Source organism: Carnobacterium sp. ISL-102 (genome assembly GCF_018612935.1).
In the GTDB taxonomy this organism is placed as follows: Bacteria; Bacillota; Bacilli; order Lactobacillales; family Carnobacteriaceae; genus Carnobacterium_B; species Carnobacterium_B alterfunditum.
This window is the reverse complement of the sequence record NZ_JAGGRF010000047.1, coordinates 1-17,754: the sequence shown is the minus strand read 5'-3', so window position 1 is coordinate 17,754 and position 17,754 is coordinate 1. Positions and strand designations below refer to the sequence as shown.

Genomic DNA, 17,754 nt, shown 5'->3' with positions numbered 1-17,754 from the left:
CCCCTTCACCCCATTTTTTCTTTCATTATACTGCTTGTCCTATTCGATGAATAGCAAAAAAGCCAGATATTTCTATCTGACTTTTTCAGCAGCCTCAAATATATAGGGATGCTTTTTCAAAATTTCAATTTCTTATCCTTCATTACTATTCATCATTAGAAAACTTACGCATAAAGAACTTCACTATTTCCACTAAAGGAATAATTGAAATAGCTGCTCCAAATACCAACAACCATTGTTCAACATTTAATGGGGATACACTGAACGCATCATTTAACCCCGGTATTAAGATAACCACACTTAATAATGCAGCTGACAATAGAATAGCTAAGTTGAAAGCTTTATTTTTAAAAAAACCAACTATAAACAATGATTTTTTAATCGATTTGACATTAAAGGCATGGAATAACTGAAGCAATCCTAATGTGGCAAATACCATGGTTAACGCATCTGCATGGATCAACTCTACATCATTCGTATGCACTGGGTTGTTAGTTGCCCACCAGTAAACAAATAAAGTGATTATTCCTTCAAAAATCCCTTGGTAGATCAAGCTTGGCAAAACACCATTTGAAAAGAACGTTGCTTTTCGTCCTCTTGGCGGTTTTTTCATCGCATCTGCTTCTGCTGGTTCTAATCCTAGTGCGATTGCTGGAAATGTATCGGTCACAAGATTGATCCATAAAATGTGAACAGGTGCTAAAATGCTCCATCCTAGTAGAGTAGCGATAAATAAGGTCAGAACTTCTCCTAAGTTAGCCGATAATAAGAACTGGATAGCTTTTTGGATATTTGAAAATACCTTGCGCCCTTCTTCTACCGAAATGACGATCGTTGAAAAATTGTCGTCTGCTAAGACCATATCGCTTGCACCTTTTGAAACTTCTGTACCTGTGATTCCCATTCCTATGCCGATATCAGCTGTTTTAAGCGCAGGTGCATCGTTGACACCGTCACCAGTCATAGCCACGATTTTTCCCGCTTTTTGCCAAGCTTTAACAATACGAACCTTGTGTTCAGGAGATACTCTAGCATAAACAGAATAATCCTTTACCCTAGAAGCAAAATCATTATCATCAATTTGATTTAATTCGGCGCCCGTCAGCACACCGCCTTGTTGGTTTTCTGCTAAAATACCCAATCGGCGTGCAATAGCTTCAGCTGTATCTCTATGGTCTCCCGTAATCATGACCGAACGGATTCCAGCCTGCTTAGCGACTCTGACCGCATCTTTAGCTTCGGCCCTCTCTGGATCGATCATCCCGGTCATACCAGCAAAGACCAAATTTTGTTCGACTCCTTGCGTTGTGATATCTTTAGGCATTTGGTCTACGATTTTGTAAGCCATCGCCAGTACTCTTAAGGCTTGAGTTGCTAAATCATGATTCGTATCTAAAATGGTTTGATTAGTTTTTTCATCTAATGGTGCTATCTTTCCTTTATTGTCTATTTGCGTACATCTTTTCAGTAGTTCATCCGGCGCTCCTTTTGCACTAATAAAAAATTTCCCATCCGGCAGCTGATGGATCGTTGACATCAATTTACGATCTGAATCAAAAGGAACTTCAGCCATTCGCGGCTCTTTAGATAATTCTTCTTGAACATTCATTCCTTTATCGATAGCGTATTGAACCATCGCTGTTTCTGTTGGATCTCCAATCAATGTTCCGTCATTTGCGACCTGTGTATCATTGCTATAGGTCATGACTCGAACAACTTGAGTTCCTAAATCAATGTCTTCTCTAGCATCTTGTATCACTCCATTGAAATAGACCTTTTCAATAGTCATTTTATTCATCGTTAAGGTTCCTGTTTTATCTGTGCAAATAATATCAGTGCTGCCCAACGTTTCAACAGCTGGTAAATTTCTGATCAGTGCTTTGCGTTTTGCCATCTTTTGTGTACCTAAAGCTAAAATAATAGTCACGATTGCCGGCAGTCCTTCCGGTATAGCTGCGACTGCCAAAGAAATCGATGTCAACAACATATCTAACCATTCACGGCCATTGTACATCCCTACACCAAACATCACTACCGCTATAATCAAAATTGCAACGGTTAAGTATTTTCCTAAACGGTTTAAATTTTCTTGCAAAGGAGTCATTGTTTCTTCAGAAGTTGTCAGCATAACTGCTATCTTACCTACTTCTGTATTCATGCCTGTTCCAACAACGACTCCTTCTCCACGACCATAAGTCACATTACTGTTCATGAAAGCCATATTTAGTCTCTCGCCAATGCCTACCTTTTCATTTTCGATCACAGTAACATCTTTTTCTACCGCTTCTGATTCTCCCGTTAATGCAGATTCCTCTATTTTAAGTGAAGCACTCTCAAATAACCGCAAATCAGCTGCTACTACATCACCAGCTTCCAATAACAAGATATCTCCAGGAACTAATTGGTCACTTTTTAAAGAAATAACATTGCCATCTCGCTTAACTCTTGCTTCCGGAGATGACATTTTTTTTAAAGCATCAATAGCTTCCTCTGCTTTTGCTTCTTGATAAACACCTAATACCGCATTTAATACAACAACGACTAAGATAATAATGGCATCCGTGATATTTCCAAAAATAGCGGAAATGAGCACTGCCGCCAATAAGACTAGGATCATAAAATCTTTGAACTGCTCTAGAAATTTAACGATTATACTCTTATTTTTCCCTTGATCTAATTCGTTTAGTCCATATTCTATGATACGCTTTTCGGCCTCATTAGATGTGAGTCCTTTTTGAGTTGTTCCCATTTTTTTTAGAACGGTTTCTTCATCCTGAGTAAAAAAAGCTTCTTTAAGTTGCTGCTTTCTTTCCATCTCTCATCCATCCTTTCCGGTCCAATCAAAATTATCATTAAAGACAAAAAATTGATTCCCATTTATCAATCTGATTATAACTTTCACTGTTTTTTAAAGCAAAGTATACGTGTTTTAACGTTTTTTATTAAATTGAGTAGGAATACTAGTAGCTGTTTAACACCTAGTATTTCTGCAACACCATAAAAGCTCTTCTGATGAATTGATGGTTCTACTTGTAGAGAACCAAGAGATGATCCACATCATTTACACAGCTGCAAGCAGTACCTATATTTCTTCAAAAATTCCATAATATTATAAAAATCTTCATATCTGGCATTCACCGGTTATGTTATACTAATCAAAAAGAAGTAGAAAGGTGGAAACTAAGATGTTTTTCTTTGACTCAACCTATATTTTGATTATTATCGGTGTTATATTGTCTGGAATTGCGAGCTCCTTCGTTAAAAGTACGTATAAAAAATATAGCAGCATTAATAATTCAAAAGGCTATACTGCAACTGAAGTTTCGCGTCTGATTTTAGATAATGCGGGATTACAGCATGTCAAAATTGAGGCCGTTAGGGGTGATTTAACAGACCATTACGACTCAAGTACCGATATTTTACGTCTTTCAGATACCACACGTCAGTCACGATCTGTTGCTGCTATTGGTGTTGCTGCTCATGAAGTCGGGCATGCCATCCAAGATCAAAGGAATTACATTCCATTAAAACTAAGAAGTGCATTAGTTCCAGCAACAAATTTTGGACAAAAAATCTCGTTCCCCTTGATTTTATTAGGTGTTATTTCTAGTTACAATCAAACGTTGATCAATCTGGGTATCATTTTCTTTTCTATAGCACTGCTTTTTCAATTGGTTACATTACCCGTTGAATTTAACGCTTCTAACCGGGCCGTTGCTATTTTAAGAGATCACCAGATCTTAAGTCCTAATGAGGTCTCACAAGCTAAGAAAGTTTTAAGTGCAGCAGCACTTACTTATGTTGCGGCAGCAATTGCATCCTTCTTGCAGGTTCTTAGATTAGTTCTATTATTTGGCGGCAGAAGGAATGACTAACTAACGATCCATTATACGAAAAAAGAGAATCCAAATTGTGGATTCTCTTTTTTTAGTCAATCATTAAGTTGATGAAATTTTAAAAATTTGATCTTCTATTTCTTTTCCTCGATCGGTTTACCAAAGAAATAAACAGCTAAAACAGTGATGATCATCGAAAAGGGAAGGACGATCCCTATCGGCATTCCTAACCCGACTGGTATGAAGCCGAATAAAACAGCAATAGAACCAACTAACATGGCATAAGGTATTTGGGTTTTAACATGCTCCATATGGTTCACACCTGCACCCATTGAAGAAAGAATCGTTGTATCTGAAATCGGCGAACAGTGATCACCAAAAATCGCTCCTGTTAAGACAGCTCCCGCAGACATAACAATAAATTCTGGATCTGGTGATAAAGCTGCTGCTAAAGGTATCGTCAGAGGCATCAAAATCCCCATTGTGCCATAAGACGTCCCAGTTGCAAAGGAAATGATGGAACCTAAGATAAAAATAACAGAAGGCAGCAAGAATGCCGGCATAGAATCAGATAATAATGAAACTAAAAATTGAGCCGTTCCTAAATCGGTTATAATCTCACTTAATGACCATGCCAGTAATAGGATGGCCCCAGTGATAATGAGTGATTTCATCCCATTTATCCACGTTTCAACTGCTTTACCCCATGTGAATATCTTTTGCCATACTCCCATAGTCATAGCTACGATACTTGCCAACAATGCTGCTTGGAATAATACGATGCTCGCATCTGATGCTCCAAATGCTTCTTGGATGGACGTAAATGAAAATGGACTTTCTTTTAGCGAGTTTATTAATGCGGTATCTTCTCCTGTTAAGATAGCTTGATATCCATTGACATAAAAACCAACAATAGCAACACCAATCAAGGTGCTGATCGGAACAATAGCGTTCCAAATGCTCAGGTGTATCCCTTCAGCTGGCTCCATTTCATCAATTTCATTTGAGGCATTGGGATTGATTTCTGCTTCATTTGTTTGATCGTATTTTCGCGCTCTTCTTTCTGCTGTCAGCATAGGACCAAATTCTCTTAAAAATATGGCTGTAGCTAATACAAATAAAAGCATTAAAATATTATAAAAACGATAAGGAATCGTTTCAACAAAAATACTATAAGCATTGACTTCTTGACCGATAGCTTCATACCCATCTTTGATCAATCCTACTTCGTAACCTACCCAAGTAGAAATCAATGCAATTCCAGCAATCGGAGCAGCTGTAGCATCTACGATAAAGGACAGTTTTTCACGTGATACTTTCTTTTCATCCGTTACTGGACGCATAACTGGACCAACAATCAATGAGTTTGCGTAGTCATCGAAAAAAAGTAAAATGCCTAAAATCCAAGTGATGATTTGAGCACTAATAGGACCTTTTGCTTTTTTGGATAGCGCATTTGCAATAGCTTTTGCTCCTCCCATTTTTGTCATCAGTGCGATCAATCCACCAATAGTGAGCACTTGTAAAATGATTCCTGCGTTCCACGGATCAGCTAATGAGTTTAGCGTGTAATCAACTATACTTAAAAATGATTGAACGATTGCATAGAAAATCGATCCATCTGCTAAATGCAAGATAAACCCTCCAGCAAAAATACCAAAGAACAATGAAATAATAACATCTTTTGAAATAAACGCTAAAATAATGGATACAACTGGCGGTACTAGAGAAAACCAACCAAAGTCCACTGTGTCACCAGTAGCACCTCGAAACTCTCCATTCATTGAAAATAAGATAAACGCACTAATGAATAAACCGATAGCAACTTTCTTTTTCATTCTAAACTCCCTCTCTACTTGTGCACAAAAAAACACCTTGAGTTCTATACAACTCAAGGTGTTAGAATAGTTCCATATGTAATGTCCCTTTAACCCTTTTGTTGATAGCCCTTCAAAAATTTCATGTTGAAATTCTCGACAGTGTTAAACATATTCTGTTTAACCCCAGCATACAGTACTTGGCAATACTCTACACTTCGGCAATTTCTCCTTTCCAGCTATCAGATTGTGCCTTCACAATAACTGTACTCTTAAAAATTGCACCTCTATCTTTCTATTAAATTATGGTTTTAAATATACTATATCGCTGATCATTATGCAACAAAAGTTAACTTAAATCTTTTTAATTCATGATTTATGCATTCTACTAAAATAATTCAAGAACAATTTAGTCAAAAACGACTGGCATGTAATCCACGATTATCAAAAGAGCTTCTACACTACTTTCCAAAAAAAAAAAAGAGCTCTAAATCAATGATTTAGAGCTCTTTATTCAGTCGTATTTATATCAGAACGACTAAGAAAGAATTTTTATTCAGCCAAACCAATTTCTTCTTTTACAACAGAAGCAATTCGATCAACATAAAGATTTACTTTTTCTTGCGAAGGAGCTTCTGCCATTACACGAAGTAACGGCTCAGTTCCGCTAGGACGAACTAAAATACGTCCATTACCGTTCATTTCACTCTCAACTTCATCAATGATAGCCTTAATTGCTGGCACATCCATTGCTCCATTTTTATTACTAACGCGAATATTGACCAATTTTTGAGGATACGTCTGAACTTCTGCAGCTAGTTCTGAAAGTTTTTTTCCTGTTTCTTTCATAACATTCAATAATTGAATTCCTGATAACATTCCATCACCAGTAGTGTTGTAGTCTAAAAACACCAAATGTCCTGATTGTTCCCCACCAAAATTGTAGCCGTTTTTACGCATTTCTTCAACTACGTAACGATCGCCAACTTTCGTTTGAAGAGCAATCATATTGTTTGCCTCGATCGCTTTATGGAACCCTAAGTTGCTCATAACCGTAGAGACGATCGTATCTTTTTTCAAACGGCCTTTTTCTTGCAAATATTTCCCACAAATAAACATAATTTTATCTCCGTCAATGATATTGCCTAACTCATCAACCGCTATGACTCTATCGCCGTCACCGTCGAAAGCTAATCCAGCATCGGCACCTTTTTCAACTACAAATTCAGCTAATCCCTCAGGATGCGTTGAACCAACACCATCATTAATATTTAACCCGTTTGGTGTTGATGCCATTACGTCGAACTCTGTTTCTAAATCTGCAAATAACCGATTAATAAGAGGGCTCGTTGCTCCATTAGCACCATCTAAACAAACTTGTAATCCAGCTAGATCATTTGGAATCGTTTGTTGTAGAAATTGGGTATATTTTAAAGCACCTTCTGGATATTCATCCACCGTACCTAAACCTTTTGCACTTGGACGAGGCAAATTATCAATATCTTCATCTAATAATGCTTCAATTTCTAATTCAGTAGCATCAAATAATTTATAACCATCTGATCCGAAGAATTTGATACCATTATCAGGTGCAGGATTGTGTGAAGCTGAAATCATTACACCTGCTGCTGCTCTTTGGATACGTGTTAAATAGGCTACTCCAGGAGTTGTTATGACGCCTAGTTTCATTACCTCGATTCCGACTGATAAAAGACCAGCAATCAAGGCAGATTCTAACATCTCACCAGAAATACGAGTATCTCTTCCAACTAAAACACGTGGATGTTCCTCACCTTCAGCATGCTGGGTTAAAACAAACCCGCCATATCTTCCTAATTTAAAAGCTAATTCTGGAGTTAACTCAGAGTTAGCAACACCTCTTACTCCATCTGTTCCAAAATATTTTCCCATTTTACTTTACCCCTTTTCAAAGTTCAAACCTTATTCATACAGGCTTACTTTTTTCCTATTCGCTTACTTCTTGACTAGATTCGCTTGATGACTCATCGGATTTTTCACTTGAAGAGTCTGAAGCAGAGTCTGAAGCAGGTTCACTCTCTGATTCTTCACTTTCAATTTGTGTAGATTCACTAGATGAACTAGAATTATTTGAACTTGAGCTTTCATCGTTTATTTCAGTAGTATTCTGTTCATTTTCCTGTGAGTTTTTTTTAGTAACTGTTATAGTTACATCAATTTTTTCCGGATCTATAATTGTTACACCATCAAGCAAGGGCAACTCAATTGTTTGAGTTGTTGTTTCAGTTATATCTGTTACATCAATATCGATTGGGTAGCTGCTCAAACTACTTAAGATTTCATTATCTGCTTGTACAGCAACTGTGGTAGCTGACTGGTTGCTAATGCCCAATTCATAGCTTAAATCAGCATCAGCAGTACCCATTTGGTTTAATACGATTGGTACTTCTTTTCTGATTGGATCGACCGGTATGCTCACCGTTACTTCACTAGGATTAAGTTCGACATCTAATTTTTCTCCATCAGCGTCACTAACTACAATAGGCAGCGTTTGAACGATATCTTCTGTGATACCCTTTTCTCCATTTACAACTACTTTAACTTCTTCAACTTGATCGATCGTAGAAGCCGTACCGGTTAATTCTATGGTTTCGTAATCAATAGTTGGTGTACCCGCTTCAAAATCTTCTTCAATCAAGGAATCGTCGAACTCAACTTCAACACTAAATGTTTCCACTTTCTTTTCTTCGATAGTTATCGTCACTTCTTCTGGTGAAACTTTATAATCTAGTTGCGGTGAAAGACCTTCTGCAACTAATTCAATTGTATGAGTACCGACCCCTAAACTATCTAGATCAGCTGCTACAATATCAAAATTTTTAGTCGTTTTTGTATTTAATACAATACTAGAGGGTCCTGATATATCAACTGAAACAGTTTCCGGAAAACCCGTTACGTAATAATTATCTTGGTCGATTTCAACGACAATTGGCACCTCAAGTATAGTATCCGTTGTAGTCGCACTGAGCCCATCAACATTACTGGTTGTTTGCCCCCTATTATTACTACTGTTTACATACGTAAAGAGAAGAATAGCAAATGCGAGTGCAACTATTTTTATAAACCATGGATTATTGTAAATCTTCTCCATTATTTAGAAGCCCCCTTTTTTAAAACTATCCACCAATTCTTGGAAAGAATTTTTCTTTACTTTTTCTTCATCAATAATCAAATTTTTACTTAAGAATTTCTCAAAATCTTCTTTGGATAATTCTCGTAACAATTCACCTTTATATGAAACGCTCACTCCACCAGTTTCTTCTGAAACAATAATAGTCACAGCATCAGTTACTTCACTTAAACCAATTGCAGCCCTATGTCTTGTTCCTAGTTCTTTAGAAATCAATGTACTCTCAGATAATGGTAAATAACTAGCAGCAGAGGCTATTTTATAATCTCTAATAATTACTGCCCCATCATGCAATGGTGTATTCGGAATGAAGATGTTAATCAATAACTCGCTAGAGATATCCGCATCTAGGGCAATTCCTGTCCCAATAAATTCATCCAATTCTGTATCCATTTGGATAGAGATCAAGGCACCAATTCTTCTTTTCGCCATATATTGAACAGCCTTTACTAATTGTTGAACTAAATTTTCTCCAGGATTGATTTTTCTTTTTGTTCGATTAAAAATAGATCCTCGACCAAGATGCTCTAACCCTCTTCGTAATTCTGGCTGAAAAATAATAATAACGGCAAGGACACTCCATTGGATCACTAAATCAACGATCCAGTCCACTGTTTGTAATCCCAGGAAAAAACTAGCTACTTTTATTAACATGATTATAGCAATTCCCTTTAATAATTGAACGGCTCTTGTACCACGCAAAATTTTAATAAGTTGGTAAATAAAAAATGTAACCACTAATATATCTGCTACATTAATAAAATTTCGCCACGTTACTAATTGTGACCAATCTATAGACATATACGCACCTCCGATAATCTTTCTCATTGTCACCTATTTTACAGTATACCATAATATCGTATACGAATAATATTATTCCATCTGATTGATAACCCCTCACTATCCTTAACTAATATGTCTACTTTTAATTTCAAATACAAAAAAACTTGCAACAATAACACCGTTGCAAGTTTCAAATATGAGTCATGCAGGATTCGAACCTGCGACCCTCTGATTAAAAGTCAGATGCTCTACCAACTGAGCTAATGACTCAAATAAAACAAGTTAATCTGCGTGGCAACGTCCTACTCTCACAAAGGGAAACCCTTCACTACCATCGGCGCTAAGAAGCTTAACTGCTGTGTTCGGCATGGGAACAGGTGTGACCTTCTTGCCGTCATCACCACACATAGTTTTAACTTATTAAATTTGTTTCTTTTTATAATACTTGGTATAATCAACGAAATAGAATGAAATCCCAAAACGTCTTTTTAAATCTTACCGCATCTTAGTAAATATTTCAAGCTTATTTAAAATAAAAGTGTTAAATGTCGTCTATTTCTTATTTATTATGCCTAATTTATCGTGAAACAACTTTTTATTTTTTTATAATTAGATTGTAAGCTCTTACTTAATAGGGATTTCATTTCTTGTTTTTTTCGAACGACATTTACGTTATCGCTTTTATTAAAGAAGGGAGGCTAAAGGTACTATTTAAACAAGTGCAACTTAAGAAAAGTCATTTGATAAGTATAGAGGAGGAGATTATTTTGGAAAACAATAAAAAAACTAAAAAGAAATTTTCAATGCCATCGTCATTTACTGTTTTATTCCTTATTATCGTCTTTATAGCAATTTTGACTTGGATCATCCCTGCTGGAGTATACGACATGGACGATGCTGGTAATATTTTGTCAGGTACGTATCATACCGTAGATTCACAACCACAAGGTATCTGGGATATCTTTATTTCCCCTATAAAAGGGATGTTAGGTACAGAAACAACACCTGGCGCTATTGAAATTTCTCTATTTATTTTAATTCTCGGAGGATTTTTAGGCGTTGTCACAAAAACAGGTGCTCTTGATGCGGGTATCGCATCAATTGTTAAAAATTATAAAGGAAAAGAAAAAAAATTAATTCCTATACTCATGCTATTGTTCGCTATAGGAGGAACTACTTACGGGATGGCTGAAGAAACAATGGCCTTTTATCCTTTAATCATTCCAGTTATGATCGGTGTTGGTTTTGATACTATCGTAGCGGTTGCAATTGTTTTAGTTGGTTCACAAATAGGTGTTTTGGCTTCGACAGTAAATCCTTTTGCTACCGGAGTTGCTTCTCAGGCACTGTCTATCAGTCCCGGAGAAGGAATTATTTGGCGGCTAATCTTTTTTGTTGCCATGTACGCCGTTTCTACACTTTATGTTTATCGTTATGCTATGAAAGTTGAAAAAGATCCAAGTAGTTCTTTAGTTGCCTATCAAAGAGAAGAAAATATCGCTTACTTTAAAATTCCAGAAGATCAAGAAGAAATGGATAAACGTCAACGAAATGTAATGATTTTATTTGCTTTATCTTTTCTTATTATGATTATGTCTTTGATCCCTTGGACAGCTCTGAGCGAAAATTGGACATTCTTTGAAAGTCTTAATGCTTTCCTACTTGGTATACCATTCATTGGTACCCTTCTTGGCGAAAGAATGATTCCTTTAGGCGACTGGTATTTCCAAGAAATTACCATGTTATTTTTCTTAATGGCTGTTTTAATTGGATTGTTTTATAGAATGCCCGAAGGTGAAATTGTTGATTCATTTATGGATGGAGCAAGAGACTTATTGAGCGTAGCATTAGTTGTAGCGATTGCTCGTGGTATACAAGTGGTTATGAACGACGGCTTGATTACTGCTACTATTTTAAATTGGGGAGAAAAAGGATTGAGTGGATTATCTCCAATTATTTTCTCTATCTTGACTTATATCTTCTACATCCCAATGTCTTTCTTAATTCCTTCTACATCAGGATTAGCCGCTGCGACTATGGGTATTATGGGGCCACTAGGGAACTTCTCTGGCGTACCTGAACATTTAGTCATTACTGCTTACCAAGCTGCTAGCGGGTTCATTAATTTGATTACTCCTACTTCTGGAGTTGTTATGGGCGCTTTAGCCATCGCTCGAATTGACGTAACTGTTTGGTGGAAATTCATGTTTAAACTAATGGTTATCATTTTCGTGATCTCTTGTATTATTCTTGGTATAGCTGCCGCAGTTAGCTAAGCAGATAGATAGCTTTATTACTTTTATAAATGAATGGAGAATTTTATGAAAAATTTTATTCAAGAACAACATAAAGTAGACTGCATTGAAGCAATCAAAACATTAATTTCTTATCCATCCTATTTAAGAGAAGACCACCAAGGAAAAACTCCTTTTGGTGATGATATCCAAGCTGTTTTAGAAAAAACACTTACAATTTGCGAAAACTTAGGTATGAAATCTTTTATTGATCCAAAAGGGTATTATGGATACGCGGATTATGGTGAAGGAGAGGAATCTTTAGCTATCCTCTGTCACCTAGACGTTGTACCGCCGGGTAATTTAGATTCTTGGGATACCAATCCTTTTGAAGCCCTTGAAAAGAACGAGGCACTATATGGAAGAGGTTCTCAAGACGACAAAGGACCAGCAATGGCTGCTCTTTATGCTTTTAAAGCAGTTGTAGACTCCGGAGCTACATTTAATAAGCGCGTACGTTTCATTTTTGGTACAGATGAGGAAACGCTATGGAGATGCCTAGATCGTTACAATAAATTAGAAGAGCCTTCAACGATGGGTTTTACTCCTGACGCTGAATTCCCATTAACTTATGCTGAAAAGGGGTTACTGCAAGTCAAACTTCATGGACCTGGAGATAAAGAATTAAGAATAAACTGCGGAAAATCTTTGAACATTGTTCCGGATGAAGCAGCTTATCAAGGTCCCCTTAACATTACATTAGAAAATGAATTAAAGTCATTGGGTTATGAATACCAATTATCAGATGGGCAGGTGATCGTCAAAGGTAAAGCCGCTCACTCTAAAGATGCACCTGAAGGAGTCAACGCTATTACTCGGCTAGTCACTGCACTTTCTTCATCTATAAAAAATGAGACACTTGCATTTATTACTGAGAAACTAAAAGACGATGCAACTGGTCAGACTATTTTCGGTAAAATAAAAGATGATATTTCTGGACCACTTACTGTAAACTTAGCCACTCTATCTATTAACGATAAAGAGTCCACGATTGGATTAGATTTAAGAATTCCAGTTACAGCTGATAAAGAAGCAATCGTCAAAAAATTAACAGCTAGTGCAGCAGAGTATCAACTGAACTATGAGGAATATGATTATCTTGCTTCCCTTTATGTTCCAAAAGATAGTTTATTGATTACAACCTTATTAGATATTTATCGTGAAAAAACTGGAGATAAAAGTGACCCACTAACTACCGGAGGAGCAACATTTGCGAGAACAATGAAAAATTGTGTGGCTTTTGGTGCTGTATTCCCAGATTCTGAAGTTACTTTCCATATGCCTAACGAAAAAATGACCTTACGCGATATCTATAACGCAATGGACATTTATGCAGAAGCTGTTTACCGCCTAGCTTGCAAATAGTGGTTCTACATCAAATGATACGGATACTTCAAAATAAATTTTCTTCTCAAAATGAACGGGCCTGCTTGTTGAGCCGCTGGACCGACTGTAAACCATGATATACTTGGGCATTAATTTCCCAAAGTGCTTCATTTCATGCTGCAAGCAACCCTATTCCTTCAGAACTTTTAGGTAAGTAATTGGGTTAAATTTATCAACCCTAACAATTATAGAACCTAAATAGTAAAAAACAAAAATGCTGATGAGTTTTTACTCATCAGCATTTTTGTTTTTTCGTTAAAGGATACTTTATTTTTCGGCTGTATAATTTTTGGTGTGGATGAAGAAATTCATTCGCACCTATTTTTTTATAAAAAAATAGAAACAAATGAATTTTCCAGTTAGAATAAAGTCACGACAACTCACTAGAAAGGAAAATTCATATGTCTCATAATAATTGTATCCGAACGGCACTTGATTTAAAAGATAAAAATATCTTTTTTGATGAAAAGTTTTGCGAGGAGAAACGAATCAAAGGATTCAGATCAAAAGTTTTCTATGCCACTTTAACGTACAAACCCACTCACTGTGAGTGTTGTGGGATGAAAAATCACGACTACTCTATTGTAAAGAATGGGTATTTAACCTCTAGGGTTAAATGGGTCAGCTCGACTCATTATGCAACGTCTATTCGATTAAAGAAGCAACGGTTTCTTTGTAGAGCATGCGGTGTTACCTTTGTTGCACGTTCTCCTGAAATTGAAGAAGGGTGTTTCATCGCTAAACGGGTCAAACAGTCTATCGCGGTTGAATTAGCCGACACTATTTCTGTAAAAGACCTGTCTAAAAGGCATTTTGTTTCTCCTATAACTGTAAACAGAGTCTTGAAACAACTCGATCAGTCTGTTAAGAATACCTTCAAATCCTTGCCTCAACACCTCTCTTTCGATGAATTCAAATCTGTTAAAAACGTCGAAGGAAAAATGAGTTTTATTTACTCAGATGCAAACACACATGAACCAATCGATATCTTGCCGACTCGGTTGCTACAACCTTTACGCCGTCACTTTCTTCGCTATCCCTATAAAACGAGGATGAACGTAAAAACGATTGTTGTAGACATGAACGCGGCCTACTTTACATTAGTTAAAGAACTCTTTCCTAATGCTAAAGTGATCATTGACCGTTTCCATATCATTCAGTTGATGTCACGCTCGTTGAATCAAACCAGAGTTCAAATAATGAAACAATTCCATACCTCTAATTCAGAAGATTTAAAGAACTACAGAAAATTTAAAAGGTACTGGCAACTCCTGTTAAAGGATTCAGATGACTTGAATTTTAAGGATTACCGCTATCAACGACTCTTTAAAAAACCTTTACCGAATACAGAAATCATCGACTACCTACTCACGCTCGACGAGACTCTTAAAGCGACGTATGATTTGTATCAAAATCTTCTTTATTACTCTAAAAAAAATGACTATAAGGGGTTTAAAACCCTTGTACTTAAGGCTTCTCCTAAGGAGTTGTCTCCTTTTATGCAGACTGCCCTTAAAACCCTGCGTAAACACTTGCCTAGGATCAAGCATACTTTTATGTATCCCTATTCTAACGGTGCTTTAGAAGGGTCAATCAATAAAATAAAAGTCATCAAACGGGTTGCTTATGGTTATCGGAATTTCCAGAATTTTAGATGCCGTATTTTGATTAGTTTTAAAGCAAAAAAAAGCAGCGCGAGAAGATTCTCTCACGCTGCCTAAACAAGACGTTATTTTTAACTAAATTTAGCTCATCCACACCATTTGACGTAGAGCCTATTTTTCTAAATTTCTTACAAGAGTATAAAATAAAAAAAAGACCATTCCATTGCCACACGGCAGCGAAATGATCATTAGTAAATGGGTAACAAAAAAACCATCTATTTATTTGTACTTAATCAACTGGGCTAGCTGGATTCGAACCAACGCATGAGGGAGTCAAAGTCCCTTGCCTTACCGCTTGGCTATAGCCCATTAATGGTGGAGGGGGGCAGATTCGAACTGCCGAACCCGAAGGAGCGGATTTACAGTCCGCCGCGTTTAGCCACTTCGCTACCCCTCCGCAATAAAATAATCTATACTATTAAACGACTTTCTAAATGTATGCCGGCTAAAGGAGTTGAACCCTCGACCCTCTGATTACGATTCAGATGCTCTACCAACTGAGCTAAGCCGGCAAGAAATTAATAATAAAGAATATGACCCGTACGGGAATCGAACCCGTGATACCGCCGTGAAAGGGCGGTGTCTTAACCGCTTGACCAACGGGTCATACGCGCTAAAAATATTCAAGCACAAGATTTATTATATAAATAATTCATCAAAATGTAAAGTCTATTCTTTCATTTTTTTGTATTTTTAATCATTTTATAATATTTCATCCTTAACCAAAAAAATAACTACGAATAATTTCTACCCGTAGTCACTTAGACAAAAAAATTGTATTCAATATAACGATCACTATTAAGCTTCTATCATTTTATATTTTTCAGGTTTTCTATTAAATAATTCTTTTGCATATGGGCAAAGCGGAACAATTTTTTTTCCTTCACTTTGCATTTCCTCAACAACTCTGTCTACTAGTTGAGCAGCAATACCTTGACCTCTTAAAGATGGATCAACAAATGTGTGGTCTAAGATCACTTTATCTTTACCTGAAGGAATATAAGTCACTTCAGCAATCATTTTTCCAAATTCATCATTTTTAAAGAAACGATTCTCACTCTTTTCAAATTCCATATTAACACTTCCTTTATATTTACTTCATTCAGTTTAACACTTATTAAATTAGATACCAAGAAAAGCCTTACAAAAAATAAAGGCACTTTTGTTTGCTGATACATATCCTAATCTTCTCAATTTACTTCACTGCTTCTAATCTATTAGAAACCATTTTAGAATCCTTAAAAGAACTCTCTCAAATTTTTTAGGCTTATTCACTTTTTTTCTGATCGTAATTTAACATAAACTTTTGCACCGACTGTCTTAACGAATTGAAGTAAGTTATCCGCCCTTCCAGCACCTATTCCTGGGACTATGATTGTTTGCTGATTAGATTGTCGCCTTTTGTAAAAAAATGACCTATAGACTGTTAAAGTACCTGGGTGTACTGACGCATTATCTAGCCAACCTATATTATGTTTTCTGATAGCTTCATCGCCTATCTTAAATATTATCGCTTATTCTCCTTCTCGACTTATAACCTCTGCAAAGCTTGGTTCTATAATTTTAGTGGTAATAGATTTAAACCAACTGCTTATCCAAAAATTTCTGAAAGAGTAGGGTTGCTTGTAGCCATATATATGGTTATACATACTCGAGAACTTACTCAAAAAAACGTTCTGCAGAACTAGTACTATTTATTATAAGAGGAATCTAATTGATTTAAGAACTATTAAAAACGAGGATTCCGCATCTGTAGATAAGCTTCGTTTAGAACCAAGGTATAATAATGAATTAGAAATTGTAGCATTTGAAGAGAATAAAATCATCGGGCATGGTCTAATGAGTGAAGTAAAAGTTGTTGATAAAGATATGGAATTTATTGGCTTAGTATTAGCGCTTTTAGCTATGTTACCAAGTTGCCCAAAAAAAATGTAGTGCAATTTCCAATCCATAAATTAGACATTAGGGCATGTAAATTTTTTTATGCATTTATCAATATATTAGGAGATCCTGATTATTATACAAAATTCGATTATCAAATCGTTAGTAAATTTAACATAAGAGCACCTTTTGATGTTCCAGATGAGGCCTTTATGATTAAACCTTTAGTTGCGGATGGATTAAAAGATGTATCTGGGATTATTAAATACCCTAAAGCATTTGAATGATAGAAGAAGCAGAGATGAGAATACTTTACTTCTTTTATTTACTATATTTTTTTATTTAGTAATTAATATGCTTAAATTTTCCAACATTTTCATTTATCAAATCAAGTTATACTTTTCTTGCTTATTAATATAGCTTGAAGACGCTTCTGGTATCGTCTAATAATGGAGAGATTTTCTTGGGAAATGATTTCTTCTAGAAGGTGAGATGGAAACAAATGATTGATCTACTTGATTAAAATCTATTTCTTTTGGTGAGCTATCTTTTTGGAGTAGGCTGTTAAAATATTTATTTAAAGCTTATTGGGATGGTATTTCAGAAAAAATTTCATTTTGAAGTATCCACACCCTTTAATGTAGAACCTTGATTTTACAATCTACGCAAAAAAAAGAAACCTTATTTTCATAAGGTTTCTTTTTTTGTTGCATGAAGCCACTTGCCGGATTCGAACCGGCGACCTCTTCCTTACCATGGAAGCGCTCTACCGACTGAGCTAAAGCGGCACTACTAGATTAACACATTATTTATCTGCAAAAAAAAAAACTCCGCAAGTAGGACTCGAACCTACGACATCATGATTAACAGTCATGCGCTCTACCAGCTGAGCTATTGCGGAATAATTGAATCTGCGTGGCAACG

General features: G+C 36.2%; 11 protein-coding genes, 7 tRNA genes, 1 rRNA gene, 1 pseudogene and 1 riboswitch. Of the genes and pseudogenes, 5 read left to right on the top strand and 15 right to left on the bottom strand.

Annotated features, from left to right (window positions below; translation table 11 throughout):
- Nucleotides 1-145: 145 nt before the first annotated feature.
- Complete coding sequence (locus J7E16_RS10915; protein WP_214891659.1) at nucleotides 146-2,815, bottom strand: cation-translocating P-type ATPase; 2,670 nt, start codon at nucleotides 2,813-2,815, stop codon at nucleotides 146-148.
- Between the two features lie 370 nt (nucleotides 2,816-3,185).
- On the opposite strand from J7E16_RS10915, the gene J7E16_RS10910 reads away from it, so the two are divergent.
- Complete coding sequence (locus J7E16_RS10910; protein WP_214891657.1) at nucleotides 3,186-3,875, top strand: zinc metallopeptidase; 690 nt, start codon at nucleotides 3,186-3,188, stop codon at nucleotides 3,873-3,875.
- A gap of 95 nt (nucleotides 3,876-3,970) precedes the next feature.
- Here J7E16_RS10910 and J7E16_RS10905 read toward each other — a convergent pair whose 3' ends face one another.
- The 6 genes from J7E16_RS10905 to rrf all read right to left on the bottom strand — a co-directional run bounded on the left by J7E16_RS10905 (nucleotide 3,971) and on the right by rrf (nucleotide 10,010).
- Nucleotides 3,971-5,674: a Na+/H+ antiporter NhaC family protein gene (locus J7E16_RS10905; protein ID WP_214891656.1), complete on the bottom strand. Its 1,704-nt coding sequence runs from the start codon at nucleotides 5,672-5,674 to the stop codon at nucleotides 3,971-3,973.
- A gap of 97 nt (nucleotides 5,675-5,771) precedes the next feature.
- A riboswitch (Lysine riboswitch) is annotated at nucleotides 5,772-5,951 on the bottom strand.
- A 254-nt stretch (nucleotides 5,952-6,205) separates the two neighbouring features.
- Entirely contained in the window at nucleotides 6,206-7,564 is a 1,359-nt protein-coding gene (gene glmM, locus J7E16_RS10900; RefSeq protein WP_214891654.1) for a phosphoglucosamine mutase, read from the bottom strand.
- Nucleotides 7,565-7,619: 55 nt separating this feature from the next.
- Complete coding sequence (locus J7E16_RS10895; RefSeq protein ID WP_214891652.1) at nucleotides 7,620-8,783, bottom strand: CdaR family protein; 1,164 nt, start codon at nucleotides 8,781-8,783, stop codon at nucleotides 7,620-7,622.
- 3 nt (nucleotides 8,784-8,786) lie between these two features.
- A complete protein-coding gene (gene cdaA / locus J7E16_RS10890; RefSeq protein WP_034547392.1) occupies nucleotides 8,787-9,623 on the bottom strand; it encodes a diadenylate cyclase CdaA in 837 nt (278 codons plus the stop codon).
- A gap of 179 nt (nucleotides 9,624-9,802) precedes the next feature.
- Nucleotides 9,803-9,875, bottom strand: a tRNA-Lys gene (locus J7E16_RS10885).
- A 19-nt stretch (nucleotides 9,876-9,894) separates the two neighbouring features.
- Nucleotides 9,895-10,010: ribosomal RNA gene (rrf, locus tag J7E16_RS10880) — 5S ribosomal RNA — on the bottom strand.
- Nucleotides 10,011-10,372: 362 nt separating this feature from the next.
- On the opposite strand from rrf, the gene J7E16_RS10875 reads away from it, so the two are divergent.
- The 3 genes from J7E16_RS10875 (at nucleotide 10,373) to J7E16_RS10865 (ending at nucleotide 15,006) form a co-directional block, all read left to right on the top strand.
- Nucleotides 10,373-11,881 (top strand): YfcC family protein, encoded by a 1,509-nt coding sequence (locus J7E16_RS10875; RefSeq protein WP_502756803.1) that lies wholly within the window; start codon nucleotides 10,373-10,375, stop codon nucleotides 11,879-11,881.
- A 45-nt stretch (nucleotides 11,882-11,926) separates the two neighbouring features.
- A complete protein-coding gene (locus J7E16_RS10870) occupies nucleotides 11,927-13,264 on the top strand; it encodes a M20 family metallopeptidase (protein WP_214891650.1) in 1,338 nt (445 codons plus the stop codon).
- A 422-nt stretch (nucleotides 13,265-13,686) separates the two neighbouring features.
- Nucleotides 13,687-15,006 carry an ISL3 family transposase gene (locus tag J7E16_RS10865; RefSeq protein ID WP_214891648.1) on the top strand — a complete coding sequence of 440 codons (1,320 nt, stop codon included), beginning with the start codon at nucleotides 13,687-13,689 and terminating at the stop codon, nucleotides 15,004-15,006.
- A 180-nt stretch (nucleotides 15,007-15,186) separates the two neighbouring features.
- Here the strand turns inward: J7E16_RS10865 and J7E16_RS10860 are convergent.
- The 5 genes from J7E16_RS10860 to J7E16_RS10840 form a co-directional block, all read right to left on the bottom strand.
- Nucleotides 15,187-15,258, bottom strand: a tRNA-Gln gene (locus tag J7E16_RS10860).
- Nucleotides 15,259-15,262: 4 nt separating this feature from the next.
- Nucleotides 15,263-15,346: transfer RNA gene (locus J7E16_RS10855), tRNA-Tyr, on the bottom strand.
- 42 nt (nucleotides 15,347-15,388) lie between these two features.
- Nucleotides 15,389-15,461, bottom strand: a tRNA-Thr gene (locus tag J7E16_RS10850).
- Nucleotides 15,462-15,483: 22 nt separating this feature from the next.
- A tRNA-Glu gene (locus J7E16_RS10845) sits at nucleotides 15,484-15,555 on the bottom strand.
- 192 nt (nucleotides 15,556-15,747) lie between these two features.
- Nucleotides 15,748-16,023 carry a GNAT family N-acetyltransferase gene (locus tag J7E16_RS10840; RefSeq protein WP_214891646.1) on the bottom strand — a complete coding sequence of 92 codons (276 nt, stop codon included), beginning with the start codon at nucleotides 16,021-16,023 and terminating at the stop codon, nucleotides 15,748-15,750.
- Between the two features lie 860 nt (nucleotides 16,024-16,883).
- On the opposite strand from J7E16_RS10840, the gene J7E16_RS10835 reads away from it, so the two are divergent.
- Nucleotides 16,884-17,117, top strand: coding sequence for a hypothetical protein (locus J7E16_RS10835; protein ID WP_214891644.1), 234 nt, complete (start codon nucleotides 16,884-16,886; stop codon nucleotides 17,115-17,117).
- Between the two features lie 156 nt (nucleotides 17,118-17,273).
- Here J7E16_RS10835 and J7E16_RS11645 read toward each other — a convergent pair.
- The 3 genes and pseudogenes from J7E16_RS11645 to J7E16_RS10825 all read right to left on the bottom strand — a co-directional run.
- Nucleotides 17,274-17,411 (bottom strand): annotated as a pseudogene (locus J7E16_RS11645) (IS30 family transposase); the annotation flags it as partial.
- 134 nt (nucleotides 17,412-17,545) lie between these two features.
- Nucleotides 17,546-17,618 (bottom strand) — tRNA-Thr (locus J7E16_RS10830).
- 40 nt (nucleotides 17,619-17,658) lie between these two features.
- Nucleotides 17,659-17,731 (bottom strand) — tRNA-Asn (locus J7E16_RS10825).
- Between the last annotated feature and the right edge of the window lie 23 nt (nucleotides 17,732-17,754).

Excerpts from the sequence above, each read along its gene's own strand:
- J7E16_RS10915 (WP_214891659.1), bottom strand. The coding sequence starts at position 2,815 with ATGGAAAGAAAGCAGCAACTTAAAGAAGCTTTTTTTACTCAGGATGAA.
- J7E16_RS10910 (WP_214891657.1), top strand. The coding sequence starts at position 3,186 with ATGTTTTTCTTTGACTCAACCTATATTTTGATTATTATCGGTGTTATA.
- J7E16_RS10905 (WP_214891656.1), bottom strand. The coding sequence starts at position 5,674 with ATGAAAAAGAAAGTTGCTATCGGTTTATTCATTAGTGCGTTTATCTTA.
- glmM (WP_214891654.1), bottom strand. The coding sequence starts at position 7,564 with ATGGGAAAATATTTTGGAACAGATGGAGTAAGAGGTGTTGCTAACTCT.
- J7E16_RS10895 (WP_214891652.1), bottom strand. The coding sequence starts at position 8,783 with ATGGAGAAGATTTACAATAATCCATGGTTTATAAAAATAGTTGCACTC.
- cdaA (WP_034547392.1), bottom strand. The coding sequence starts at position 9,623 with ATGTCTATAGATTGGTCACAATTAGTAACGTGGCGAAATTTTATTAAT.
- J7E16_RS10870 (WP_214891650.1), top strand. The coding sequence starts at position 11,927 with ATGAAAAATTTTATTCAAGAACAACATAAAGTAGACTGCATTGAAGCA.
- J7E16_RS10865 (WP_214891648.1), top strand. The coding sequence starts at position 13,687 with ATGTCTCATAATAATTGTATCCGAACGGCACTTGATTTAAAAGATAAA.
- J7E16_RS10840 (WP_214891646.1), bottom strand. The coding sequence starts at position 16,023 with ATGGAATTTGAAAAGAGTGAGAATCGTTTCTTTAAAAATGATGAATTT.